This window comes from Zooshikella ganghwensis (assembly GCF_018263875.1).
Taxonomy (GTDB): domain Bacteria; phylum Pseudomonadota; class Gammaproteobacteria; order Pseudomonadales; family Zooshikellaceae; genus Zooshikella; species Zooshikella ganghwensis.
Map to the genome: position 1 here is coordinate 85,471 of NZ_JAEVHG010000011.1, position 26,086 is coordinate 111,556.

16 protein-coding genes are annotated in these 26,086 nt (G+C 39.2%); 8 read left to right on the forward strand and 8 right to left on the reverse strand.

Translation table 11 applies throughout. The features are described from left to right. Positions 1 to 381: 381 nt before the first annotated feature. The 3 genes from KHS79_RS15680 to KHS79_RS15690 all read left to right on the forward strand — a co-directional run bounded on the left by KHS79_RS15680 (position 382) and on the right by KHS79_RS15690 (position 4,250). Complete coding sequence (locus tag KHS79_RS15680; RefSeq protein ID WP_212720187.1) at positions 382 to 1,440, forward strand: hypothetical protein; 1,059 nt, start codon at positions 382 to 384, stop codon at positions 1,438 to 1,440. A gap of 379 nt (positions 1,441 to 1,819) precedes the next feature. Beyond that, on the forward strand, positions 1,820 to 2,632 hold the full coding sequence (locus tag KHS79_RS15685; protein ID WP_212720188.1) for a hypothetical protein: 813 nt from the start codon (positions 1,820 to 1,822) through the stop codon (positions 2,630 to 2,632). Positions 2,633 to 3,221: 589 nt separating this feature from the next. Continuing rightward, positions 3,222 to 4,250: a hypothetical protein gene (locus KHS79_RS15690; protein ID WP_212720189.1), complete on the forward strand. Its 1,029-nt coding sequence runs from the start codon at positions 3,222 to 3,224 to the stop codon at positions 4,248 to 4,250. A gap of 390 nt (positions 4,251 to 4,640) precedes the next feature. Here the strand turns inward: KHS79_RS15690 and KHS79_RS15695 are convergent, their stop codons facing one another. Beyond that, positions 4,641 to 5,285, reverse strand: a complete 645-nt coding sequence (locus KHS79_RS15695) for a substrate-binding periplasmic protein (protein ID WP_212720190.1) — start codon at positions 5,283 to 5,285, stop codon at positions 4,641 to 4,643. A 351-nt stretch (positions 5,286 to 5,636) separates the two neighbouring features. Between KHS79_RS15695 and KHS79_RS15700 the strand changes: the two genes are divergently transcribed. Beyond that, on the forward strand, positions 5,637 to 6,284 hold the full coding sequence (locus KHS79_RS15700; RefSeq protein WP_165773276.1) for a PEP-CTERM sorting domain-containing protein: 648 nt from the start codon (positions 5,637 to 5,639) through the stop codon (positions 6,282 to 6,284). A 154-nt stretch (positions 6,285 to 6,438) separates the two neighbouring features. Here the strand turns inward: KHS79_RS15700 and KHS79_RS15705 are convergent, their stop codons facing one another. From KHS79_RS15705 to KHS79_RS15720, 4 genes are all read right to left on the reverse strand, one after another. Beyond that, positions 6,439 to 13,122, reverse strand: coding sequence for a calcium-binding protein (locus KHS79_RS15705; RefSeq protein ID WP_212720192.1), 6,684 nt, complete (start codon positions 13,120 to 13,122; stop codon positions 6,439 to 6,441). A gap of 560 nt (positions 13,123 to 13,682) precedes the next feature. Continuing rightward, complete coding sequence (locus KHS79_RS15710; RefSeq protein WP_212720194.1) at positions 13,683 to 14,351, reverse strand: hypothetical protein; 669 nt, start codon at positions 14,349 to 14,351, stop codon at positions 13,683 to 13,685. A gap of 204 nt (positions 14,352 to 14,555) precedes the next feature. Continuing rightward, positions 14,556 to 15,425 carry a hypothetical protein gene (locus tag KHS79_RS15715; protein WP_212720196.1) on the reverse strand — a complete coding sequence of 290 codons (870 nt, stop codon included), beginning with the start codon at positions 15,423 to 15,425 and terminating at the stop codon, positions 14,556 to 14,558. 275 nt (positions 15,426 to 15,700) lie between these two features. Continuing rightward, on the reverse strand, positions 15,701 to 17,692 hold the full coding sequence (locus tag KHS79_RS15720; protein WP_212720198.1) for a glycoside hydrolase family 18 protein: 1,992 nt from the start codon (positions 17,690 to 17,692) through the stop codon (positions 15,701 to 15,703). Positions 17,693 to 18,707: 1,015 nt separating this feature from the next. Here KHS79_RS15720 and KHS79_RS15725 point away from each other — a divergent pair. The 3 genes from KHS79_RS15725 to KHS79_RS15735 all read left to right on the forward strand — a co-directional run bounded on the left by KHS79_RS15725 (position 18,708) and on the right by KHS79_RS15735 (position 22,107). Further along, complete coding sequence (locus tag KHS79_RS15725; RefSeq protein WP_212720200.1) at positions 18,708 to 19,598, forward strand: type 2 periplasmic-binding domain-containing protein; 891 nt, start codon at positions 18,708 to 18,710, stop codon at positions 19,596 to 19,598. A 243-nt stretch (positions 19,599 to 19,841) separates the two neighbouring features. Continuing rightward, a complete protein-coding gene (locus KHS79_RS15730) occupies positions 19,842 to 20,285 on the forward strand; it encodes a hypothetical protein (protein ID WP_212720201.1) in 444 nt (147 codons plus the stop codon). A gap of 592 nt (positions 20,286 to 20,877) precedes the next feature. Continuing rightward, complete coding sequence (locus KHS79_RS15735) at positions 20,878 to 22,107, forward strand: aminotransferase class I/II-fold pyridoxal phosphate-dependent enzyme (protein ID WP_212720203.1); 1,230 nt, start codon at positions 20,878 to 20,880, stop codon at positions 22,105 to 22,107. A gap of 92 nt (positions 22,108 to 22,199) precedes the next feature. On the opposite strand, the gene KHS79_RS15740 is transcribed toward KHS79_RS15735, so the two are convergent. The 3 genes from KHS79_RS15740 to KHS79_RS15750 form a co-directional block, all read right to left on the reverse strand. After that, complete coding sequence (locus KHS79_RS15740; RefSeq protein WP_212720205.1) at positions 22,200 to 23,099, reverse strand: alpha/beta fold hydrolase; 900 nt, start codon at positions 23,097 to 23,099, stop codon at positions 22,200 to 22,202. A gap of 147 nt (positions 23,100 to 23,246) precedes the next feature. Then, on the reverse strand, positions 23,247 to 24,041 hold the full coding sequence (locus tag KHS79_RS15745; protein ID WP_233468462.1) for an ABC transporter permease: 795 nt from the start codon (positions 24,039 to 24,041) through the stop codon (positions 23,247 to 23,249). Continuing rightward, complete coding sequence (locus KHS79_RS15750; RefSeq protein ID WP_212720209.1) at positions 24,034 to 24,645, reverse strand: ABC transporter ATP-binding protein; 612 nt, start codon at positions 24,643 to 24,645, stop codon at positions 24,034 to 24,036. Before KHS79_RS15750 ends, KHS79_RS15745 begins: the two co-directional genes overlap by 8 nt. A gap of 285 nt (positions 24,646 to 24,930) precedes the next feature. On the opposite strand from KHS79_RS15750, the gene KHS79_RS15755 reads away from it, so the two are divergent. Next, a complete protein-coding gene (locus KHS79_RS15755; protein WP_212720210.1) occupies positions 24,931 to 26,085 on the forward strand; it encodes a DUF3541 domain-containing protein in 1,155 nt (384 codons plus the stop codon). The last annotated feature ends 1 nt before the right edge of the window (position 26,086 follow it).

The following is a 26,086-nucleotide window of genomic DNA, read 5'->3' on the forward strand; positions in this document are numbered from 1 at the left end:
AGTAATTATGTGATTAGTTTTAGTACTGTTAGCCGTTAAGCATTATTTATTCTACACCCATCACAAGGTCATTCCCTGGCCTGTAATGGGACCGGCGCTCCTGGCGCCTGTTTCACAAACAACCCTCAACGGCCTGATTACCATCGCGCTATCATTAAGCATGAAAGTTTAAATCATTATTAGAAACCTTTGTATGTAGATGATGAGTGTGAGCACACAGGTATTAGGGCTGTTGAATTTGCGCAGAACCATCTGCCGCAGGGAAGCGGTAGTTGAGCCTCCAGGGAAGGATTGACGGCGTGTTCGAAGTAGATTTGACAGTCTATGACATTGTTAGCCTATGCTGATAAGTACTGACAATGGGTTATGTGGTGAGCACCAATGATCAGCCGACAACAAATGATGGCAGGTAAAATCTTTAAAGATAAATTAAACCGGATTTTGGTGTTATCGCCCCTGCCTATTGAGACCCAACATACCCCTTATGATGGGGCGCATATTGTTAAAGCTAAAACCGATGTCTATTTGGATATTGGTTATAACAACATTTGCGAAGGAGAAGAAGGTTTAGCGCTAAGTTTTAATTGTTTCAATCTTTTTTTTGCCGTAGTAGGTTTGTCATTTTATTTTTTATTCTCTTATAATATTGATTATCCTATATTTTTTATGCTCAGTAGTTTAACTGGAACCCATGTCTTTTTATTTTTTTATATGTACAGTACTTTTCTGAGTTTAAAAAAATATAGATTTATACGCTTTAATCGTCAGCGCCGAGAGGTTGCGTTGCCTTTTGGGGTGAATCATGAGTATGTCATTGTTCCTTGGGAAAAACTCTATGCCTGGGCACAAACATCCATAATTACTATTCCACCATCAGAGACTCTTAGATCATTTGCGTTCCGGTTATCAACCTTGACCATTACCATAGCAAATCCGACAAATGCGACAGGTTTTAAAGACCGTTATGAAGTCGACGGTGAAGCAGAAATAAACTGTATTATGCAATGGGAGTGTATCCGCAGCTTTATGGAACGTGGGCCTGATGCTTGCCCTGAACCCAGCAAATATCCCAGGAAAGCGATTACCCTGGAAGAGTATAAAGCCTCTCGCAAGCGGATGCGTAAGGAGTTAAGCCTGTGGCCATGGATAATGCAAAAACTCATTGATTGGTTGCAATATTCGTATTTCTTTCATTGGTTCAGTGATGTAACCGAAGCGAGAACTCAATATGATATCTTTCCAGAAAATATTAAACGTTGGTCAGAGCCCATTCCAGAAGATCAATGGCAACAGCCTTCAGATGAATTGATTGAAGCGAATTTTCTTGCAGACGATTTCTATGATGTCGGTGGACGTTTGGGTGATGTAAATATGCCAGTGTATGACCCCCGCAAAAAAGTATCGTTCAACCAACAAGAAAAAAATCCTGATAAACAATGATATTATTGTCCATGCGCGTTAATGATTATTTGCTCCACACTCATCACAAGGCCATTCCCTGGCCTGCGATGGGTACAGCGCTCCCGGCGCTTGTTTCACAAACAACCCTCAACGGCCAGATTACCATCGCGCTATCATTAAGCATGAAAGCTTAAATCATTATTAGAAACCATTTTTTGCAGATGATGAGTATGAGCACACAGGTATTAGGACTGTCGAATTTGCGCAGAACCATCTGCCGCAGGGAAGCGGCAGTTGAGCCCCCAGGGAGGGATTGACGGCGTGTTCGAAGCAGATTTGACAGTCTTGGGACATTGTTGGCCTATGCTAATACTGACAGTGGATTATGTGGTGAGCACCAATGATCAGTCGACAGCGAATGGTGGCAGGAAAAACTTTTGAAGATAAATTAAATCGGATTTTGGTGTTATCCCCATTACCTATTATTACTAATAACCCTTGTATTGACGGTCAGGGAATTATAAAAGCAAAAAATGATATATATTTAGACGTGGGGCATAAAAGTGTGCGGGTAGGGGCTCAAAACTTAGCACTACTTTGTATTTTGGTTTATTTAATATTTGGAGGAGCATTATTACTAACTATTATATTTATCCCTGTGTCCAAGTCTGGGTATCAGTTTTTTTTAAATGCTTTCCTTATGGTTTTCTTTGGGATACATTTATTTTATTTATATAATATGTATGAAAGTTATTTACAGTTAAAAAAGCATAAATTTATACGCTTTAACCGCCAGCGTAGACAGGTCGCTTTACCGTTTGGTGAAAAAGGCCAGTTTATAATTATTCCTTGGGAGAAAATATACGCATGGGCTGGCACTACATTGATGTTATCAGACACGACTGCTATACCCTTATCCACATTAACTATTACGATGGCCAGCCCTACAGATGTGACTAATTTCAAAGGGCGTTATGAAGTAGCATGTGGAGCAGAGATTAACTGTATCATGCAGTGGGAGTGTATTCGTACATTTATGGAAGATGGTCCTGAAGCGTGTCCAGATCCAAGCAATCTAGACTCTTTAGAAGAGTATTTTGATAGTCGGCGTCGTTGGAAAGAGAATAAAATATTAGTCGGTTGGCAAATATATAAACAAAAGATTAGGGACTGGATGCACTATTCGTATTTTGCATACTGGCTCAATGATAAAATTCAAGAGAGACTTTAATACACTGAATTATCAGAAGAAATTAAACGATGGTCTGAATCTATCCCCGAAAGTCAGTGGCGTAAACCCTCACCAGAATTAGAGGAAGCCAATGCATTAGCTATGACTTATTATGAGCAGGGAGGAAAATTGGGTGATGAAAACATACCAGTGTATGACCCTAGAAAAAAGGTCAGGAGAGATCAGATAAAAGAATAAATGAATGCTGGGAAAGTATGTGATTAGTGTTAGTGCTGTTAGCCGTTAATGATTATTTGCTCCACACCCATCACAAGGTTATTCCCTGGCCTGCAATGGGTCCGGCGCTCCTGGCGCTTTTTTCACAAACAACCCTCAACGGCCTGATTACCATCGCGCAATCATTAAGCATGAAAACTTAAATCATTATTAGAAGCCTTTTTATGCAGATGATGAGTGTGAGCACACAGGTATTTGGACTGTTGAATTTTCGCAGAACCATCTGTCGCAGGGAAGCAGTAGTTGAGTCTCCAGGGAAGGATTGACGGCGTGTTCGAAGCAGATTTGACAGTCTAGGACATTGTTAGCCTATGCTAATAAGTACTGACAATGGGTTATGTGGTGAGCACCAATGATCAGCCGACAACGAATGATGGCAGGTAAAACCTTTGAAGATAAGTTAAACCGTATACTGGTTTTATCTCCGTTACCTATTATTACTAATAACTCTTGTATGGATGGACAAGGGATTATAAAAGCAAAGAATGATGTTTATTTAGATATTGGTCATAAAAGTGTGCGGGTGGGGGCTCAAAATTTAGCCTTACTTTGCAATTTGGTTTATTTAGTATTAGGGGGAGCACTGTTATTAACTGTTATATTTACCCCTCAACTCAGATCCGGCTATAATTTTTTTTTAAATGCTTTCCTTATGGTTTTTTTTGGATTGCATTTATTTTATCTTCATATTATAGCAAGAGGTTACTTTTCATTAAAAAAACAGCGTTTTATTCGCTTTAACCGCCAGCGTAGACAGGTCGCTTTACCGTTTGGTGAAAAAGGCCAGTTTATAATTATTCCTTGGGAAAAAATATACGCATGGGCTGGCACTACACTGATGTTATCAGATACGACTGCTATACCCTTATCCACATTAATCATTACGATGGCCAGCCCTACAGATGTAACTAATTTTAGAGGGCGCTATGAAGTCGCGTGTGGGGCTGAAATAAATTGCATTATGCAATGGGAGTGTATTCGTGCATTTATGGAAGAGGGGCCGGATGCTTGCCCTTCACCGAGTAAGCTTGATACTTTGGAAGAATATAAAGATAGTCGCCGCCGTTGGAAAGAAAATGGTATTTTAGTTGGTTGGCAAATATACAAACAAAAAATTTGGGACTGGATGCATTATTCATACTTTGCATACTGGTTGAGTGATTGGCATGAAAAAAGAATTCCAAAAGTCACACTATCAGATGAGATTATACGTTGGTCTGAACCTATACCCGAAAGTCAATGGCGTAAACCCTCACCAGAATTAGTGGAAGCCAATGCACTAGCTATGACTTATTATGAGCAGGGAGGAAAATTGGGTGATGAAAACATACCAGTGTATGACCCTAGAAAAAAGGTCAGGAGAGATCAGATAAAAGAATAAATGAATGCTGGGTAAGTATGTGATTAGTGTTAGTGCTGTTAGCCGTTAATGATTATTTGCTCCACACCCATCACAAGGTTATTCCCTGGCCTGCAATGGGTCCGGTGCTCCTGGCGCTTGTTTCACAAACAACCCTCAACGGCCTGATTACCATCATTATCATTAACTATAGACGTTTAAGTCACTACTAGAAACCTTTATGCATCTGTGAAGAAAATATTCGTGTAGAATGTATTGCTTTTTGAGTGGAATATACAAAAAATTAATCTTCTTTATCTTCGATTATATAATCCCCACGCTGAGATTCCCTTAAGTACTGATCAAACTTTCCACTTTCTTTCAACTTTAGTAAGCCTGAATTAAATAACTTTAACATTTTCTCATTCTTCTTTATTTTTTGTTAAATAAAAGTGATAATGAACCACTTCTTAGAGGTTTAGGGTGATAAGTGATAAGGTTAATCTCTTTTTCGGTAAAGTGCTTATTTAATAAAAAATAGCCTGGTTCTCGTTCTAGAGGAAATAGCTCAATTCTATGAAGAAATAGTTTTTTGAAATTTTGTAGGTCTGTTGGTACCCATTGCACATCTAACCAACCATCATTGAATGCTTTATGGAATTCATCTGAGTAAGTATACTCAAGGGTAGCGCCAATTTTTATGTCTTTTAAGTCGTTTATTGTATTCCAGTTAAAATCAAAATCAGTTAAATGAAAGAAAACATACTCATTATGTACTACTGGTATACTGTAATGAAAATGTTCTTCTCTTTCTTGTGAGTGATACCAAATCGCTGTTGCATCTACAATTCCTTTCTTGGCATTTTGATAAGCTCTTGACCAAGGATAAAAAATAATTTTTGTCTGTATACCTTCTAATGCAAATGCTTCATTAATCACTTTGATAACTACACCTGAGTGTAGTAGAGACTTAGATATATAGGGAGGCCACTCTCCAGTTGAAATGGTAATAGTATCATCAGCTAGGCTAACATTACAGACTAATAATAAAGTTAGCAGCCATATAAATAATGACATGCCTTTTCCATGTGACAGAAAAATATAATAATGTATATTATAGTGGTTCTAGCGAGAATAACCCATGAGAGAGTAAGTGTTTAAAAACATAACAGGCGTATGACGTATTTATTAAATGATATTGTTGAAGGTTTATTCAATGTTTTCCTCGTTGAGGTGTTTTTTTAAAGAATACTTATAAGTTTTAGTGTCGATTGGCTATACATTTTTATTTGTGGTTTTGAGTCAGGCTATTAAATATTGTGTGTTATTGCTTATAAAATAAGGGGTATTTTAAGAATATTATTGAGTGGCATAATTTTTGTAGTTAAAAGCTTTGTTATAATCGAAAGTTTTTGGGAGATATTACTTATGTCACTAAAAGGTTTATTTTCATTTAAGCTACTGCTTACGTCTGCGTTGTTATCTACAAGTTTAGTTTCTCATGCAGTTATCACTCAGGTAGGTTCAACTGCAGGAATGAGCCAAGGGCCTTATGCCTTAGAAGACTTTGAAGATGGTAGTTTTGTGCCTGGATTTACCGCAACAGCCTCATCAGGAGTCACTCTCGCTAGTGCTGCTGGTTTTGCGGGTGGAGTTACACCTTCAGGTACTCAAGGTCTGTCAACCAACACATTCCCTGATCCTATTATGATTAGCTTCGCTACACCAGCATCTTCTGTAGGGATGTTTTTTGGAAACGATGACACATGTTGTTCGAGTGGTTTTACTGCATTCCTTGATATCTTCGATGTAGGTGGATTGATTGGTACAATTGGCGTTGCTGCTAATATGAATGACTTTGCTGACCAGTTTATTGGCTTTGTTAGTGACCAGGCAGTAACTAGCGTAACTTTACGTTATGGTACTGGCTCTGATGTCGGTTTGTACCACTATATTGATGATTTGCAGTTCAATAGAGCAGGTACAACACCAGAACCTGATCCTATCCCTGAGCCAGGAACCTTGGGTTTATTTGGGCTATTAACAGGCTTTTTACTTAGAAGGAAAAAGCAGTAAATACATTCAAAATGAAAATTATATACCTTTAAAACTTTTATAAAGTGAAAATGTCAGTTGCTCGTTATCAATAAAGCAACTGACATTCACTTAAGGGCCACTCAAAAAAAAGCATTTTTAGAGGGCCTTTGATAGTTAATCTTTGAATACAGGGTTAGGCTGTATGCACCAAAGATGTTAATGCAGTATTTAGATGTGGTTCATTATAAGTAGAAGTTCCTCCATTTTCTTTTTCACTCATTTGACTGGCCATTTGAATAAGTAGATTAATATCGACGGAATGAGTGGTTTGGTCTTTATCAATGATATTCATCGTCAATTCAGATGAATTACTGGTTTGCTCTAAAATAAGTGCTTGATCAGAATCAGCTTTGTTTATAAGAGATAAATTGCCATCTTTGTATAAAACTTTAAAATCATTCCAATCGAGATTTTCCCATTGCACGGTGAGTGTAGTGTGTGATGACTGTTCTAAGTAAATGATACTGGAATATTGGTTTATATTAACAGTGTTGTTGCCTAAGCCAAGGTTGGCAATGATCACTCCTTCATGTTTACCTGTATACAGTATGTCATTCCCTTCTCCAGTCTTTACTTTAAACAGCGACATTAACGGGTGTGCTAGCTCAAACTGCTCTGTAGATGATTGATACGACTGTTGACCTAAATTGATGGTATAGTCACTATGGGATTGAGTTGTTAAATCCAGCTCTGAAAGTTGAAATTCATGGCTTTCATTAAATGTACCGTATAATACCCCTTGACCGGGTTGTGTTGTGGACTGGAAGGCAAAGGTTAGTTTTTTGCTAAGATTCTGTTGGTAGCGGTTCCCTAGAATAATTTGAGTACCTTGATAATTGAGATAGTAACGACTTTCGGGAGTACTGTAGCGGTGAGAAAAACCGTTAAAACCATTTTGGAAACTAATCGTGTCGCGTTGGTTATCTGTGTCATCACTGGTAATAACAACCATATTCTGGTTGGCGCCAATCATATAGGTATCATGACCATTACCGCCACTTAGTTGTGCCCCATCAGCACCAGATACAAGAATATCATTACCATCTTCACCAAAAAGTTGGTCAAAACCGGCACCACCATCAATCAAGTTATCAAGGCTATTACCTCGAAGTGTGTCGTCTTCTTTAGAGCCAATGACATTGGTAATGTTTGTAGAAAGCAGGTTAAATCGCTGTTGAATGTCGCCATTAAATAAGCGTGTGTAACCTTTTGCTAGGTTTACTTTGTAATGACCTTCATCTGCTGCACGAGTAACTAAGGTATCAAAAATTACCTGGCGATCACTCTGAACAGATGGAATATATAAATGGCCAGCTAAATCTCGGAACTGAATATGCTGGTATTGTTTACCTTTAAAGTAATTTGAAAGGGTAACCACATTAAGACGCGTTGGTGCATTTTCCTGATAATATTCTAAAACAGGCTTGAAGCTTTCCGAGGTTAATAGCTCCCAATGATCTTTTGTGGTTGTAAGCTCTTCTTTTATAGGCACAAGGGTAGCACTAGCAAGTGGAAGATCATCCATGAGTGGCAGTATATTATTGCCTGCTTGATGACTTGAAAACAGTTTTTTCGCTAAACGTAGAGCATTTAACCAACCTTGACTCACCGTGAGTTTAAGGTCGTCATTTTCTTTATAGCCGCTTAAGTCTCCAAAGTTCGTAATTAATTGATCCGTAGCCGTTGCTTTTGGCATATGTTGATAAGCATATAACTTTGCTTCTTCATCAGAAGCGTCAGGGTTTTCTGCAAGATACTCAAGTTTTACCCGATAAAAACGTTCTCCTGCTTCTACTTTATTGTCAATCGTGTCATGGTCTGTGTCTGTTGCCCAGTCATCAGCTGTAATCGTATAAGTGTCAGTACCTTCACCACCACTTAAATAGTCGCTGCCTTGACCTCCCACTAAGTGATCATCACCATATAAGCCGCTTATGATGTCGTCACCTTCTGAACCTTGTAAAAAATTACTGAAGCGATCGCCACTGATTTTGTCATTACCTTCTGAACCAATGACGTTTTCAATGTTTTCAACAAGAAAAAAATCTTCTCGGCCATCACGAATTTGCACGGTTGATTTATTGCCAAAGTGACTGTGAGGCTCAAGACTGATTTCTACGCCTTTTTTCTTACCTGTAAACGCATACATTGAGCGGAAAGAAATAGTATCAATACCTGCTCCACCATCCACAATGGCATAGTCAGTACTGGTAAAACGCTGTAGAGCATTCGGCGAACGAATTTCAAATGTATCTGCTTTATTACCCCCTTTATACCGCCGTTGAAATGCACTTCGATTGTGATCAATCAGGAAAATGTTTCGACGATTTAAGTCACCATTTGCCCAGTCAAATCCTTTGCCTAACTGAATAAGCGTGACACCGTTTTCCTCATCATAAGCATCTAGTTTCTTAACTTGAGCAGCTTTCGCTTCTTGTCGAAATACCCAGCCGGAATCGACTTCACCAGGATTATTTCGGTGATATTCTCTTAGTTCAGTTGGGGATAAGTTATAGTAGTCATAACCTTCACTAATATTGGTTAACTTACCGTAGGCGGTAAACACTTTTGGTGTGCTATAAACTAGCTTATCGACGCCTAGTTGAGCATACATTTCCAAGCGTTTTTGTTGCATTTCATTCCATTGACGTTCACCAATATTTGTTGCGGCTTTATTGGCTATATGCTCAGGAACAGGAAAACCAAAAAACACAGCAGCCCCCGCTAGGTCAAGGTCAGAACCTGTAATGCCTGCATCAGCAAGTTGTTGTCTGACTCGCACGGTGTTATAGATACTGGCGGCTATACCAATCGCTAAGCCAATAGCTGCCCCAATAGGACCAGCAGCGGCGGTAATTAACGAAGCAATACCTGTGGCAATTGAGACCACAACACCTGCCACAGCCAGTGAGCCATTAACGATATAATCAATACGTTCGTCAGTATTTGTCGTATTTGCCGCCGCACTAAAATTATCAACAGCTGACCAAATACCTAAACCTGCACCAGCGAAGTTAGTGATAGCGCCTAGCTTGGTTGCCACACTGGCAAGACGAGTTGATACTGCCTGCACTTTGGTGCTGTTAGCCAACACATCCAGTGTAATGTCAAGATTATCAGTAAGCGTGTCTGCTAATGATTGTACGGCATGGTAGGTGTCACCTTTAGCAAAAGCATCAACGGCTTGGTAAACATTACCAGGTAAGCGTATGACGCTCATAGCTGTATTTACGCCATTAATTTTACTGGCTAACCTATTGAGTTTTTGGTTAGGGACAGGTGTTGAGCCAAATAAACGATGCTGGCGATCATATAACTCAGAGACGCTGGCCAAAGAACGATTTAATTTTTCATCCAATGACGATAGCAGAGGCAGTTGATGATCTAACCAATTAATAGCTTCTGCCTGTTTACGTAATTTAATGACTTCTACTGAGTTTGAATTTTCAGGCAATAAATTAGGTGAAGCTGTGAGCCACTGATTCAGCCGTGCTAAAGCAGTATAACGTTGGTTACCATCTAATTGTTTCATCCAGCGTTGGGTTTGTTCTGGATTAAGTGAGAGTGAGCCTTCTAGTGTGGTAAGTGTAATTAAATCCTCAGTGGTTAAAGCGGTATTATTAAGTTTGGCACCTGCTAACCAAAGCTCTATCCGACTGATACGTTGTTCACCCATTGAAAGTAATCCAAGGTTCTTATCGGCTTGTGCCAATAAGTCCAGATCAGTGACATAAGGGCGACTCATTTGGGTGATAAGATCATCACTTAAGGTTTGGTCTAAAGTCGTGTGAGAAAGTGACCAGGCTTGTTGTTTTAAGTCATACTGTGAAGAAATATAATCTACCGCTTTGCGAATCGTATTTGTAGTTATGATTTCGCTGGTGGTGGAATTAAATAGGGTGACCGCTTTATTATTAATTAATAACGCTAAATCATTGCCATCAACACGCAGCTTTAATACGCCAGATTCAGCGAATGACTGAAGTGCTTTTCGTAAACGCTTAGCGCCTTGGCCACTATTTACAGCTTCAAAATAGAGAGAAGGGAGCTGTTTAATACGTTCAGTTAATCCTTTTCCTTGAGGGTTTTCTTGATCAGGTTGCAGCCATTGCTGATATCCCAGGGCTAAAATATTGCGGGTATAACTGGTTGCAGCACTGAGACCTTTCTGCTTATAAACTAATAGAAAGCTATCTAATAAATACTGATCATCAAGGGTTAATGCTTTGGTTAAGGCTCTTGTATCAGTTAAATTTTGCTGTGGTAATACGGAGTTATTCTTTAACAGCTGATTGAAGGCATCATTTATTTGGTCGGGGAAATGCGCTAAACGTTTTGTCAGCTTTTCTAAAAAGTTATGTTTGGGTTGAAAAGGAAGATCTTGCCAGTGACTACGGTGAGCATTCCACCAAGGCGTTACCTGCTCACTCATAAAGTTATTAAAAACGCTTTTTGCTTTAGTAAATGCCTGCTCTGAGCTATCTTGTCGATAGGCATTCATAGCCGTATTGAACTCATCAAGCAATGTCTGATAATGTGCTTTTTTATTTGTATCTGCAGTTATTATGAGTTCTTGTAGCCAGTGTTGGGCTTCTTGATAAGCTGTAGACTCAGTGTCGCCTAATTGCTTAAAAAGTTGGCTAAACTCTGCCTCATGACTATTAAAATAATCTTGCCATTCGCCTTCAATTTCTTTATTACGGAACCAGCGGTTGTACCGGGTAAGAATATAGCTAAGCGTATCTGCCGTGGGTGACTCTTTCAGGACTTCGGTATTACTATGAGCGATACCCACTTTTCCACCAAGACTGGCCCCACTTGCAATGGGTACTTCACCATTGACACCTAAGTTAACTGAGTGAGTAAATAAAAAGCGCGAAAACTGTTTGTGATAGTGGTTATCACCATACTCATGTTGATAGCCCGCTTTAAAGTAGCGCAACTGTAGGGTAAATTTACCCGATGCAGAAGCATCAACATGATTATTGATGAAGTCAGATAATGTATTTTTGATTTGTTCAGAGTCAACAGTGGCACCATATTGACCCTTAACTTTTGATACCATGTTATCAATAAAGCCAGTAACATCACCACTGGTAATACCTGCCTTAAAGCTAAGATAAATATCAATATAGTCACCATGACGCAAACGACTTGGATGTACTCGGTTTCTATGCAAAACGGTTGCTTCAAGCCCAAAATTACCAATCGAACCATTTAAACTGAAGCTTTTATCGGTGATACTGAGCCTAACCAGCTGCTTAAAAGAAGCAATATTTTCAAGTTTACTTTTTGAATAGGTGATAGTAGGTTGAGTGATATTTTGACTTATTTTATCGAGTAATACTGTTGCCTGTTGAAATTGTTCTGGTGTTGAATTCGTATTCCAAATACGGTCAGCAAATAATGTGTAAGAAGCATAAACTGCTTGCAGAAACTCATGACGACCTTGAACGCCCCAACGAGATTCAATGGCATGTTTTTCTACACGTGATGATTGTTCGCCTGCATCATATTTTTGGACAACGGTCATATAACGATTAAAGTCATTATTCAGTGTATCTAGTGCCTGGATAGACCGTTCAACAATAGGCTTATTCACGCTGTCTTGATTTAACAGTGTTTTTGCATAAGCTGTTAACGCTGAGGGTAACTCTTTTAAGCGTTGCGCATTTTCGGCAATCACTGTCCAAAAATAAGCGGGTACAAACTCATAAATTTCAGTTTTACGGAAAGTAGCGCTGATGCCTGCTGAAGCAGATAGGGGGAGTTCAGTACCTGAAATACCAATAGACGCCGAGCCAGCTGCATTAGCAGAGGTACTGTTGACATACCCGCTCAGTGTTTCAGGAATGACAGGGGAGGTGACATTGACTTTGCTGTTAATGCCAAGTTGTTCTGTTAATAAGGTATTCAGCTTATGCTGATTATTAACAGCCGCTTGCAATTGCTTATGGTACTGTTTTAACTCAGAGCCTGTTGCACTGTGTTGAGGGCCAGCAAAAACTTTACTGATGACTTGCCAGGCTAGCTGTTTAGCCGTTTTGGTAAGCGCAGTATCATCTCGGTTTAATGAAGCTAGATGACTCACCTCCATATCCACATAAGTTTTAACATTATTGTATTCTTTAAATGTAGTATAGGCATGGCTACCAGTTAAATTAGCGCCAAGTTTGGCAGCGACGACTTTAATACCAGCTTTTAATCCCAGACTGCCGGTACGAGTCTTAGAGCGGAAAAATAAACCCTCATCGTCAGCATCTAGCGTATCCGTATGACTGTAACCGATACTTCCATAAAGATTGGAAGCAACAATATTTCCACCACCTTTCACTTCAATCTTTAGGGTTGTGGAATTAGCTGCACCAGGGTCACCGATGCCTTTAAGCTGGTTAAAAATATCTGATTTTATATCGTTACGGGCTTGGTTTAGCCAGCTGGCAAAAAAGTATTGACCGAGTAATGTGGCCAGTGTTTTGGTATCTGAATTATTGAGTAAATGGCTGGTTTTTTCCAGCTGGGAGGAGAGAAAAGCGGTATCTTTTGTGGAAAGCGTACTCTGCTCACCTTCTGTGGTAATGAGTGTATTTAGTTTTACTTTTACAGATTCTAACAGTGATATACCTTGCGCTATTTTCTTGGCACTTTTTTTATTATCTTGCCTGAGTGCAGTTTCCCGAAGCGAAATGAGTTGGTTAGCTAACTTGTCAATAACTGTTAATGTTTCGCCAGTAATTGGTTTGCCTTCGGTGGTGCTTAATGATAAAACAGAACGTGAGTTTGAGGGCGAGCGAAGATTTACTGCTGACGGCTCCATAAAATACACCACAAAAATTATAAAAGATGGACTATTTAAATAATAGATTTTAATATCATCGTACAGCTTTAATTTAGTCGAAATAGCACACTTTGTGTGGTCTGTATAAAGTACGATGTTTTAATTATTGTTAAGGATACCTACAGTAATATTTTTAAGGAAAAGCCTTAAGACATAAATTTTGACAATAGCTTACGCTTGAAAAACCTGCTGATAGGTATCATCTTTAAAAGTTATTTTAATTTTTACGCAAAGGGTAATGCGCTTAATGATGTTTTATTGTAAACATCATTTGTACTATTACTTATTTTAAGTACAGGTATTTATTTTTATACACACAGGGGGATCTGCCCGCTATGTGAGAGCAAAATATAACTTCTAATAAAAAGAGATCTTTGTCAATCTGTTTTTACGTATTAGTACATATATGGAGGAAAGATAAGCAAAAATGAATGATGTGTTAAAAAGTGTGAAAATGATGCCTTATGCCAGGGCAAGGATACTATAAGGCATCATTGTATTAGGTATTTCTGATTGATGTTTTTCAAAGAATGCTTATCTTAATTAGTTGTATCTGATGCTATCTCAGTATCCGTACATTGGCGAAATTTATTCATCAGCAAGGCAATATAACGCTGGTTGTATTCGGTGCCAAATTGAAAAGCCTGTTTGGCATCATCAGTTTCTATATTGTGTTGTTGAGCAAGGGCTGCTATTTCATTCCACTGTTTAAGCTTGCTTTGTTGGTAAAGCATATGAAGTAGATTATTACGCCTCAAACATTGGGCTAGAGTACTTTGTGGTATTATCTCAGGGTTTACTTGTGCTTTTTTAAGGCAACGGGAGTAGTAAGATGCAATAAAACGTGGGTGTTCATCTTTTTCAGGGCTAACATTGTAGTACTCGTCAAGCATTTCCTTCATTAGGTAGTAGTCAGATAGATTATTACCCTGACTGGCAATTAATTCATCTTCTGCATCAACCTTTGCTAATTGATATTGATTGATCTTATTAATGAGTTCATAGGCAATGCCACTGCTAATAAAACACTGGTTAATTGTTGAGTCGGCAGCGAGTAAATCCTGCTCTGATATTTCGGGTTGTAAGTAAGGAATAGAGCCTGAACAACCGCTAAGAAATACGGTAACGCCAATGGTGAATGAGGCTAAATATTTTTTTAGAGAGCGCGTTACAGATAGGTATGTATTGGTGTATTGCTTTAAGGGCATAATAGTTTTGCTTATTTCATGGTGATTTATGGTTTTACCCTTGGTCTGGGTATACTTAAACAATAGCTAATAAAGAATAAAAAGGTAACCTTGATTTTATTCTTTTGAGGCAGTGATCAACACTTAAAGCGTTGTACTTACCTCAAAAGTGATGTTTGTATTGGCTAAGGGAATTGCAGACAGGTTAAAAACTTTAGAGGCGGACTATAATGAATACTGACAAAAGTCAGGATGTTGATATACCTGTTGGAAGATTCCCCTCAACCAGGTTGTTAGGCGTTCTCTGGCTTCTGAAATAATAGGATGGATAGGCTGATCATCGGTAGGATTAAGTAGCGTGTTACACCGTTTAGCAAAGAGCCATAGCGTTGCTGCGACAATATCAGCGGCTAACTGAAAGCGATTTCTTTTAAACTGCTTGTTGTGCTTTAAGTAGTTGTCTGCGGTTTTCAGACACTCACTAAATGAAGGCCAGTTCGGCTGTAAGCAAGCTAGATCAATAGCAGGACTGCCCAGGCTGACATGTTCTAAGTCCATTCGGTACACGTCACCAGAAGTACTACAACACCAGTTATCAAGGCAGTTATCACCAGTTATAAGCCAGCCAGGGGCAAAGAGGTGTTGAAACTCATAGTAAAAGTTATCCAGAACATTACGCAAGCAGCGTTGCTCAGACAATGGTGCAAGTTGTAACAGTAGGTAATTATCCTCTGGTTGCCAGTAATGGGTCGCCAATGAATTGATATTGAGGTTAGACAACGTTGTTTGATGAAATTCAGATAAACGTTGAATAAGTTCGTTTTGATTAATATTCTGGTTGGAAGGCTTGATAAACTCTAAAACAATGATGGTTTTAGCATTTAATTTAAGACTGTGTACTAAGCGGGGAAAGTTAATTTGAAAGGACTGAATTTGATTAGGCAGGCTTATGTAGCAATAAAGCTCAACCTGAGAGGTTTTCTTAACGATAAACTGCTGATTTCCAGCACGAATTAAAGAAACTTTATGACTGAGTGACTGGTAATTATCAATTGGGCCTATCTCTTCAGTCAACTGCGTAAACAAGTTATCCATAAGGTTCACTATTGTCTGTTTAAATCACTCCCTTAAATTAATGTTATCAGAAAAAAAATGTGATATTAACAACTTTTTTAGCAAGACAGTCAAACAATATTTCAGATAATCACTTGGATTGTCGGGGGACGAATAATTCTTTTACAAAGTGACTTAACGTTCTTAGAAATTGGTTTTTAAGGATGGAAATCCGCTTGTAAGAGGTTCATTTGAGTGATTTTTGAAGATAAAAGTGTGAAGGTGTTTTTCCCTTCACACTTTTAGGCTAGTTGTAATTATTTACAAAATTCAGCACCGTTAAATGAATAAGTTGAAGGGGATGACATAGACTCTTCAACAGCAGCAGGGGTGCCATTTTTATCCCATTGTGTAACAACAGTATTACTTTCTCCTGCGTAGTGCTGAGAAAACTGGTAAAAACCACCGGATTTTAGAGGATTACAAACTGCGGCATTCATAGCATTCAAAATTAAACCATTATCGGTTTGAGCCTCCCACATAAATAAACCCGCCAGATTATACTCTTTAACAAGTTCACCTTTAGCTATGACACTTCGAGGAGAGTCAAAGGTTTCAACCTTGGCAAACTGATAAGTTGCATCATTAATAGTGTGTGGCTTCCAGATATACGCAGATTCAGCTTGGGTATCGTAGTATAAGTAACTGGTGTTACCTTTCATAAAGTGGTCATAAATATCCCTAAAGTCACTTACCCCAAATTGAAAAGTACCTGCCGCACCTAAACCAGAACCACGGCTATTACGCCAATTCTGTGCTTGTCCATGCCAGAAAAATTTGCCATAAGCTTTTTTATTTTTTAGGTATTCCCAGCCACGACTGTAACTGGCTACACCGATGACTAACTTGTTGGTAGGAAAGTCTGGGTAAAGTGAGCGTACTGTTTCAATCGCACCTCGGGTGCTAAAGCCACGAGCAACTTCGCTATTTGTTCGGGTTTTTCCATTAAATAGAACTGGGTTCCCTAATTCATCGGTTGCTAGACCCGATAAACTGTTGTAAGTAGCCATAACGGGTTTAGCATTTATCGCAGCATGATGACTTGGGTCTTTAGCCCAGGCACCGTATAAATCATAAGTCATTAGGTTGATAAAGGTAAATTCATCACGTAAGGCATTTAAATCTACTGCCGCAAGCTTGGCTGGTGATGCTGATAGTGCTGCTGACAATTCAAAATCTGCACCATATTCAGCAGTTAATCGTGTTCTTAGTAATTTGATTAACGCTGTAAAGTTTTCTCGGTCCTGAACGTAGCCTTTAGTTAAGTCTGGACTGAGACCACTCCCTCCTGGGAATTCCCAGTCAATGTCTACACCATCAAAAACATTATCATGGCGTGCAATAAACGCTATCACTGATTCTACAAACGTTTGTCGCCATTCTGGCTTAGTGACCATATCGTAGAAAGGGTCACTGAGTGTCCAGCCGCCAATGGATAACATGGCTTTTAAATGGGGAAAACGTTGCTTTATCTTTTTGATGGCTGCTACTGAGTGAGGAACGGCAATATAATCGTATTCCGAAACTTCAAAGTCACCGTTGCGTTCGACAACACCCAGTTTCACTAAGTCTCCACGTTCATTATTATTAACATCAGGAGCGAGTCCTTTACCGCAGCTAGCTCGCATGACTTTCCAACTACGACTAACGCCACCATCAGGGCTAAATTCTCGATTTAATCCATCATTTTTTGTCGCATCAGGCCGATCGTAATCGCAAATTGCAGCAAATGAATAAAATAAATGGGTTATATTATTGGCGGCTATGAGTTCTGCAGGAAAGGCGCGTTCCCAAACACCCCATTCTCCCATGTATAAACCAACAATTTTACCACTGGAAGTGACATTAAAGGGACGATGATGCTCTTTGTTTGCTCCCCAATTAGTATCACTATCTGTTGCTTTACGTTGTTTTTGATATTGAATTTCATTTTTCCAGTCAACACCAGTTCGCTTAGCGACGTAGATATTGTAATCAGCAGGTCTAAACCCTGCAAAATTACGGTCGGGATCATTATTATCCCATACCCAGTCATAAAATAATTTTAGGTGAACACGTTCGCCAGTATATTTGCTGGAAATAAGATTCCAAGGAGCAGATATTTGTTGTGATGGTATATTCCCTGACATTTGTTGTGATATTTCTACTGCATAGTTTTTGCTGGTAGGTAATAGACATAAGCCTATCAATAACGTACTGGCAGGTGTTAAATGTTTACCAGATAAAAAAGTGCTTATTAATGACGTCATGACCGACTCCATTCAGTTTGATGACACTTGGGTGAATACTTTATTTTTGAGGCGAAATTAATAGGTACACTCACAAATTATAAATCTAAATGTGAATGAGCTGACTCGCTATTTTTTTATTATGCTTTTTTGGAATAGAGGTATCTTACAAGGGCAATAGTATATAAAAATAGTTTGTGGTGGGTAGAAGATCTGTCATTGCCAACTTAATTATTGCGAACTTCTAATTCACGTTTAAATTAGCCATTGTATATACTTTGTAAGACGAAGAGGGGGCAAAAGGTCTAAACTGTTTGTCGCAAGAATGCGACAAGCATACCCTATGATAAAGATTTACGCTGTGTTTAATGATCGTTATGCAGATTCTGCACAATAGTACTTAAATTTAAACTATACCCTTCACGAATGATTTCTGGGTCTTGTTATCTTCACTCTTGACTACCAAGGATGGAGGAAATGCAGTTTATGCAGGAGCATTTAACTGCCACCCAATCACCTATTAATATAGGCTCATGGGGCTTCATCACTTGACGGCCCAGCTAGCACTTTTTATTTCAATTAGTGCTGCTATCGCTAGCTTCACAGTAGTAAGCCAGCCCCCTAAAAATCCTTCACTGTGGGTATATAAAAAGTGGTTTAGAAAATGAGTTAATTCAGGCGAAACTATACGCATACTATTAACATTGTTAATAGATTTTAATGTGATAGTTGAATTAAAGACTAGAAGAGCCTTTTTTGATAACGAGGCACTTCTTTTCAGACCTTGTTGGTTTGGAATATTAAATAAGAATCAAGCGCATTTTCTTTTCACATAAATTTCAGCGCATTAGCAATTGCTTAACAAAAGTGCAATGGTTACAATTTGCCAACAATTCAGGGTAATATGAGTCACCAGGGCTGAATGTAAACAGTGTCTGGCCAGTAGTCAGCCTTTGGCATCATGGATATTTTGCTGGAGATGGAATACAGATGCTGTGAGTAGTCATACATTCCAAATAATAAAGAGACTGATGCTATGCACGTAGTAAAACGCTGGTTAAGTTGTACATTAAGTGCGCTGACATTACTGGGTACCTCCTTTTCTTCTAATGCGGTTGACTCTTATGTACTGCCGATTGTACCTGCCCGTCTGGAAGACGTTAAAGAGTTGTTGACGCAAGCGCTGGAGATAACAAAAGAAAGTCATGGCGATTATGAGCTTCGTAGTACACGAGCAAGGTTAACAGAAGATAGAATGCTCGTTGAGATTGAGAAGGATCGTCTGATTAACATCGCCTGGAGCTCAACCAGTCAAGAGCGAGAAGAAAAGTTTTATCCTATTCGTATACCTCTTCGCAAGGGGTTATTGGGTTATCGATTGAGCCTGGCAAACCCAGAAGGGCAATTAAAAGCACATCAGGTACAAACCTTAGCTGATTTGCAGCAGTTAAGAATTGGACAAGGTCAGGACTGGGGTGATGTAAAAGTTTATCAGGCTAATGGCATAGATCCATATAAAGTTTTTAAGTTTGAGTTGCTTTTTACTCAGCTTGCCAAAAAAAGGTTTGATTTGCTCCCTTTGGGAGTCAATGAAGTTCATGGTATTCTCGAGCGTAGAAAAGATAAGCATCCTAATTTGTCTGTTGAAAACGAGTTAGTGCTGTATTATCCATGGCCTTACTACTTTTTTATGTCCAAGAGCAATGCCAAATTAGCTAACCGAGTTGAAGTCGGACTTAATAAATTAATCGCGAACGGAACATTTAATAAAATATTTTATAAGTATCATCGGGATAAAATTTTACGTGCAGACCTCAATAACCGACGCTTGATTAGATTGGATAACCCTGAGCTACCCGCGAAAACCCCACTCTCAAATCGAGCATTATGGTTTGAGCCAGGCGATATTGTAACAAATATGCTTTAAATCGGCTCAAAACCGCTTTAATTTCACCCCTGTCATTTATTTTTTAGTGACCGGGGTGGCAGTTAAATGCTCCTCGACAGTGGCTCCTGCATTGCTCTACTATATGGTGCCCTACTATGTGACATCCACGTCACTATGCGTAAACTGCTTGCACACTATTCTTGGTGGTCAAGAGCGAAGGCAACAAACCCTAAAATTGATTTGCGAAGGGTATAATGATTCAGAATAACTAGGTATTTGCTAATGGCTATGCAGATCAAGGGTACAGTTGGTAATATCCCAATAGACTTAACAGTAACCTGTGATGAAGACTTCCAGAGTATTGTCTCTGCCATTTTGGACTTATGTGCTAAGCAAAATAAAAACACGGCTACGGCTGAAAGCGACACTGTAGAGACGGAATCTACACTTGCGAATAATGAAGTTACAATTGCTAAGGCCTCAAGTACTGCAAGTTCTGATAACGATACACTGCTTTTACAGCGTGCACTTAAATATATAGAAACGGAAAACCAGGTTACGAACTATCAGTTAGTAAACTTTCTCTCAGGTCTAAAGGTAAATGAGCAGTCAATTAAGCAGACTATTATGAGGTTAAAACACCACAAGCATATTTGCTTAACAACTGAGTCCAGTGAAGCTCGGTCTAACTATTTGGTTTTTCACTGGCATACTCGTAGTGAGTGAGTTTTAGACAGTACTATTAGTGTTTTTCACCCCAAGGCAATTGCATAAAACTTACCGTTACAAAAGACATTCTCTCAAGCTCTTTTAAAACAGCTGTGGTTATCGCTAGCCTTTACAGACCATAGTCTTTGTTTTACCAAGCTATACCCTTCGCGAATCAATTTTAGGGTTTGTTGCCTTCGCTCCAAGGATGGTGGGAATGCAGTTTATGCATAATGACATGGATGTCATATAGTAGAGCAATGCAGGCGCTATTGCCGAGGAGCATTTAACGGCCACCCCAGTCTCTTATTGATATAACCGCCCAGCAGCGCTGTTATATCAATTAAAGTGGCTACCGCAAGTTTCACAGCAGTAAACTTGCCCAGGGGCTTCATCGCTTGACGGCCCAGCTAGCACTTTTTATTTCAATTAGTGCTGCTATCGCTAGCTTCACAGTAGTAAGCCAGCCCCTAAAAATCCTTCGCTGTGGGTATATACATCGAAATATCACCATTACTTGTTTAAAAATGATTGAGATCTTGCAAAAAGTGGGTTTGCAGTGGTTGAATGAGTTTTTATTGCATAATCAGCAAACAAAAAAGGATATAAAGTGGATAATAATAAAAATGCGATAGAACGGCTGGCTGATGCAAAGCATGAGTTTGGCGAGCATGGTGGTGTTAATATGTCAATTGAGGCCAGCTCAACGTTTACCGTAATGGAAGCTAATACACTCCCTGAAATATTCCAGGGTCAAAAAGGACCTCAGCAAGGGGGGTGTTATTTATATGGACGTCATTTTAACCCTACAGTCTATAATTTAGCACAGCAGTTAGCGTGTATCGAGGGTAGTGAGTCCGCTTATTGTACCGCCAGTGGAATGGCAGCTATTTCCAGTACTTTGTTGCAGTTACTTAATCCGGGAGATGAAGTAATTGCTTCGCATACTATTTATGGTGGTACATATGCACTTTTACATGATTACTTCCCTTTAAAAAACAATATAAATACGCATTTTATCGATATACACCAGCCTGCGTTAATTGAGCAAAAAATCACTGAAAAAACTAAGGTTATTTATGTTGAGTCTATATCAAACCCTACGTTACGTGTGGCTGATATTAAATCATTAGCCAGTATTGCTAAAAAGCATCAGCTTACGTTAGTGGTTGATAATACATTTGCTCCTTTAATTATTGAGCCAATTGCTTTAGGTGCTGATATTGTTATTCATAGTTTAACAAAGTTTATTAATGGAGCATCAGATACCGTAGCTGGGGTTGTGTGTGCATCAACTGACTTTGTAAGTCAACTTATGGATTTACATACAGGATCATTGATGTTGCTTGGTCCGACCATGGACCCAGAAGTCGCTTTTCGCATAAGTGCGCGTTTGTCTCATTTACCATTACGCATTCAAGCACATAGCCAACGCGCGCTGTATATTGCACAACAGCTGCAGGCATTGCAGCTACCCGTGACCTATCCTGGGTTGCCGGATCACCCAGATCATCGTCGACTAAAAGCTATTGGTAATGTTGATGAGTATGGTTTTGGGGGGCTATTAACACTAGACCTTGGTTCAGAAAAAAAGGCAAATACTCTAATGAATATTTTGCAAAACGAACAGCATTTTGGCTTTATGGCGGTGAGCCTGGGTTTTAGTGATACGTTAATGTCGTGCTCTGGTAGTTCAACCTCCAGTGAAATGACCGAAGAAGATAAGCAGCTTGCGAATATTTCACCCGGTTTGGTGCGCTTTTCTGTTGGGTATACGGGCAGCTTAGCGCAACGCTGGAATCAATTAAAGGCTGCCTTGGCAGCGTGTCAGATTATCTAGGGCCTGTTAACAGGCCCTAAGTTATAAATAACAACGTTTGGCTGCCAAGCTATTTGGCAGCCAGCATGGCGGCTGAGAGTATTTTATGGATATTAGGATTTTATAAAGTCGTGCACTGTTTCAATAAATTTAGTTGGTTCTTCAAAATGAGGATAGTGACCCGATTTAGAAAAAACACATGCGGTGTAATTATCACGGTGTGTAGGCTGGAAGACATCGCCTGCCATCAAAAAGTCATGGCTGCCCATAATATGCAGAACTTGTTGTTTAAGTTTTGAAACATCATAGTATGGAGTGGTTGAACTGTCCTTGTGAATACTATTGACAACAGCTTTAAAAATATCATCGTTATCTGATAAAGTGCACTGAGCTTTTAGTGTTTCAAATTTTTCCATGGCTTCAAAATTTGACCAGTAAAACAAGCTGCGAATGTCTCTGTTTTTGAGTGTTGCTCTAAATTTTTGTTTGATATCCCATAAACTGGCAGGGTCATTAACATCAAACTCAGTTGATGCCATGATGCTTTTATAATCCTCTTTTTGAAAAAGTTTCATGAGAATCATATCCATCATAAAATTTCTTTTAGCAGGCATATCTGCTCTTAATGAGCGCCCTAAAAAAATTATTTTTTTATTAATATCAGGCTTTTTTAATAAAGCATCATATACCAGTTTGGCACCGTAACTATGAGCAGCAATGGCAGAAATAGAAACATCATTTCGGGCAAATGTTTCCAGCATTAATAAAAAGTCATCAATATTTGACGCATGACAGTACTGATCATGGGGCTTTGACAGTCCACATCCCCTTTGATCATAAGATATCCAGCCAAAATGTTGCGTAAAATACTGGCACTGGTTTACCCAGTTTTTAAAATAATGAGAGTGACTTCCTGGTCCGCCATGCACAAATAGAATTGAGTGTTTGTGTTGTTGGGGATTGATTGACCACCAGTGAAGAGTATGTTGCGTAGAGTTTAGTGGCTGTTGCATAGATTATTACTTCCTGTATATGTACGGCGATTTATGCCTTTGTCGCTCAGTATAACAAGCGTGAACTAGAGAAGACCATTCTTGGCCTTTGTTGCTTACGGTGCTACTAGCACCTGTTTTGCAAACCGTTTAAAGCATTTGAAATTGTTAATGTGATGTCTTTAACCTATCAAGACGCAATCGTTGTCGTTTATCAAACAGTTGCCGTGTTGTGAAGTAAGTGGTAATAAAGCTTCCCAAGCCAGTAGCAACTGTAATTAAGATTAAAATAGCAATTTGATAACGTATTGCCTGTGATGGGTCGGTGCCTGCAAGGATTTGTCCTGTCATCATTCCAGGTAAGCTAACGATACCGGCTGCAGCCATCCCATTAATCGCGGGGATCATGGCATGATGCTGAGCTTGGCGGCGAAGAAAAGCGGTTGCTTGTAACCAAGTTGAGCCTTGCATCAATTGCCCTTCAATACGGTCTTGAGCCTCATGTGCTGTAATCGTTATATACTCCCTTGCTAATGACACTCCATTTAGGCTATTACCAAGCAGCATACCCAGTAATGGAATAAAATACTGCGGATGGTACCAAGGTGTTGCTTGAATAAAGGCTAAAAGCATTAGGAATAGCATACTCGTGGTTGCAATAAATAGTGCAAGGGTACTAATCCAAATATTCCAACGTGTTACCCAAGAATAGGTTTGTCGTGCATTAGCCTCGCGCCCTGCAGCGAGGATCATCAGTAACGCAACGCCTAACACCAAAGAAAGCTGAATATGGCTAAATAACCACGTTAAAATGAGGCCAATAATGCTGAGCTGAAATAACATTCGCAGCATGCTGATAAGCAGCTGTCGTGAGATTCCCGGTGCAAGATTTCGCTGTAACAAGGCGAGTGCACTCAGTAATAGGATACAGAGAGTTAAGTCAATGTTGCTGAGTTCAATCATCTTCACTTAAGTAACCTCCATGTAAAGTGAAGCGTTTTGCGCGTCTGATCAGCCAAGGCGATGGGTGATGAGCAACCCAGATAATACTGCGATCGGGTTGTGCCAAAAAGTAATTAAACAGGAACTGTTCTAAGAAGGACTGACTAGTGGGATCAAGATTTGCTGTAGGCTCATCAAGTAATAAGACGTAAGGGTTATGTTGTAGTGCTCTGCAAAGGGCGAGTCGCTGTTTTTCACCGGTTGAAAGAGTATGTATCGGTTGCTGGGTGATTGAAGGTGATAAAGCTAGCTGAGTAAGCCAGTGATCAATATTGCAGGAAAAGTGTTCTTTTGCGGTAGGGTACCACCAGCTGGGCATTGCAGGAACTAAAGTCACATTCCGTCGCCACTGTGATGGTTCAGTGTCAGATTGTTTTTGGCTGTGCAATAAGACTTCTCCTTGGGCGGGAATCAAGTCAGCCAGTGCTTTTAGCAGCAGGCTTTTGCCACTGCCTGAAGCCCCTTGAATACACATACACTCTTGGGCAAAAAGGCTGAAGTTAATGTGTTGTAAAGAATGTACTGATAAGTGTTTGACCTGCAGTAAGGGGACAGAATTGTTCATGATGTGTAAGGCTATTCAACAGATTTACTCTTCGTTTTGGGGTTGTACCCGTACAATGAAGATACACTACGATTTTAGTCTTTTGTAGATGTAGTTCACATTAAAATAAAGGTGTGTGTCGCTGTGTATCAAGTCAAGCTGCTGTAGTCATTTACTAAAGGGTTGCGTACAGGGCATTCTACATAGCGTGAAATATACCCTTAATGAATCACTTTTAACAAAACAGAAGGAGAAGCAAGAAAGATTAGCTAATTAGACTAAAAAACAGTAAGCAGGAAGTTAATTATGAAGTTGGTCAAATATAAATCGTTATATACGCATAAAAATAATAAGAATTTTTCACGTTACTTTAGGCTTTTTTTCATCATTTCTATCTCCCAAGTTGTGTTTTGGGGAGCGCAGTCGTGGGCGTCAAGCACTAATACTCATGAATCACTTGTGCGGTATCAGCAAGCCTCAAATATACTCCGTCAAACGTTGGAAACATCGCTTTTTACATTGCCACCTCGAAAGCAAGGCCACTATGGAATTCGCTTATTTCGGTTAACGGGAGATAAAAAATATTTAGCGACGAGTTTGTATGATGCTTATGTCGTCGCTGATCGTTTGGATTTTATTGCCAGTCGTTTGGATGATAAAAACTATATAGAAAAATACGTTAAACGAGTACGCAGGAAACAGCACAATAATTATAAAGGAAAACTAAGGCGTGAAGTGCTAGCGAGTAACGGTGAATTTATATTTTATAGTTCAGCTATTTTACCTTTTATGAACCGAATGGATGAATTAGGTTTACAGTCAATACATAATACAAAGCTACGTGCAGCGCTTAAAAAGTTTGACTTTAAGTCTGTGCTTTTAAAACCTGAAGTCATACGAGCATGGGCTGCACAGTCTGCAAACTGGGTTTATTGGTTATATCAGTTAGATATTGTTGATTTAAGAAAACCTTATAAAGATGCATTTGTAAAAACATTTGAGAATGACAAAAACTTAAAAGGCGATGCTTATAGCAATAAAATTTATGGGTTAACCCACTTTATTTTTGCGGCAAGTCGTTATTATCAGCAACCAGTGGATAAAAAACAGTTTGCTTGGATTTATGATTATTTTGAAAAAAATATAACGCGAATATTAAAAGAAACAAAACCTGATGTAATTGCGGAGGTAGGTGTAAGCTTTCTGCTGGCAGGAGAAGCGTATCACCCCGTGGTTAAACAGTGTCGGGAATACATCATGCAGGCAATAGATACTGAGCATAAAATGATTCCTTCGGTAGATGGAGAGTGGGATTTGGCCAAAGGGGAACATCGTAATGTGCTTGCATTTATGTTGTTCTATTTACCGCAGCCATTACATCCAGGCCCATATCTGGCTAAAGATGATAGATTTCGTTCATATTTACCCAAAAGCGCAGTTGTTAAATCTGTACAGCGATGAG

Excerpts from the sequence above, each read along its gene's own strand:
- KHS79_RS15680 (WP_212720187.1), top strand. The coding sequence starts at position 382 with ATGATCAGCCGACAACAAATGATGGCAGGTAAAATCTTTAAAGATAAA.
- KHS79_RS15685 (WP_212720188.1), top strand. The coding sequence starts at position 1,820 with ATGGTGGCAGGAAAAACTTTTGAAGATAAATTAAATCGGATTTTGGTG.
- KHS79_RS15690 (WP_212720189.1), top strand. The coding sequence starts at position 3,222 with ATGATCAGCCGACAACGAATGATGGCAGGTAAAACCTTTGAAGATAAG.
- KHS79_RS15695 (WP_212720190.1), bottom strand. The coding sequence starts at position 5,285 with ATGTCATTATTTATATGGCTGCTAACTTTATTATTAGTCTGTAATGTT.
- KHS79_RS15700 (WP_165773276.1), top strand. The coding sequence starts at position 5,637 with ATGTCACTAAAAGGTTTATTTTCATTTAAGCTACTGCTTACGTCTGCG.
- KHS79_RS15705 (WP_212720192.1), bottom strand. The coding sequence starts at position 13,122 with ATGGAGCCGTCAGCAGTAAATCTTCGCTCGCCCTCAAACTCACGTTCT.
- KHS79_RS15710 (WP_212720194.1), bottom strand. The coding sequence starts at position 14,351 with ATGCCCTTAAAGCAATACACCAATACATACCTATCTGTAACGCGCTCT.
- KHS79_RS15715 (WP_212720196.1), bottom strand. The coding sequence starts at position 15,425 with ATGGATAACTTGTTTACGCAGTTGACTGAAGAGATAGGCCCAATTGAT.
- KHS79_RS15720 (WP_212720198.1), bottom strand. The coding sequence starts at position 17,692 with ATGACGTCATTAATAAGCACTTTTTTATCTGGTAAACATTTAACACCT.
- KHS79_RS15725 (WP_212720200.1), top strand. The coding sequence starts at position 18,708 with ATGCACGTAGTAAAACGCTGGTTAAGTTGTACATTAAGTGCGCTGACA.
- KHS79_RS15730 (WP_212720201.1), top strand. The coding sequence starts at position 19,842 with ATGGCTATGCAGATCAAGGGTACAGTTGGTAATATCCCAATAGACTTA.
- KHS79_RS15740 (WP_212720205.1), bottom strand. The coding sequence starts at position 23,099 with ATGCAACAGCCACTAAACTCTACGCAACATACTCTTCACTGGTGGTCA.
- KHS79_RS15745 (WP_233468462.1), bottom strand. The coding sequence starts at position 24,041 with ATGATTGAACTCAGCAACATTGACTTAACTCTCTGTATCCTATTACTG.
- KHS79_RS15750 (WP_212720209.1), bottom strand. The coding sequence starts at position 24,645 with ATGAACAATTCTGTCCCCTTACTGCAGGTCAAACACTTATCAGTACAT.
- KHS79_RS15755 (WP_212720210.1), top strand. The coding sequence starts at position 24,931 with ATGAAGTTGGTCAAATATAAATCGTTATATACGCATAAAAATAATAAG.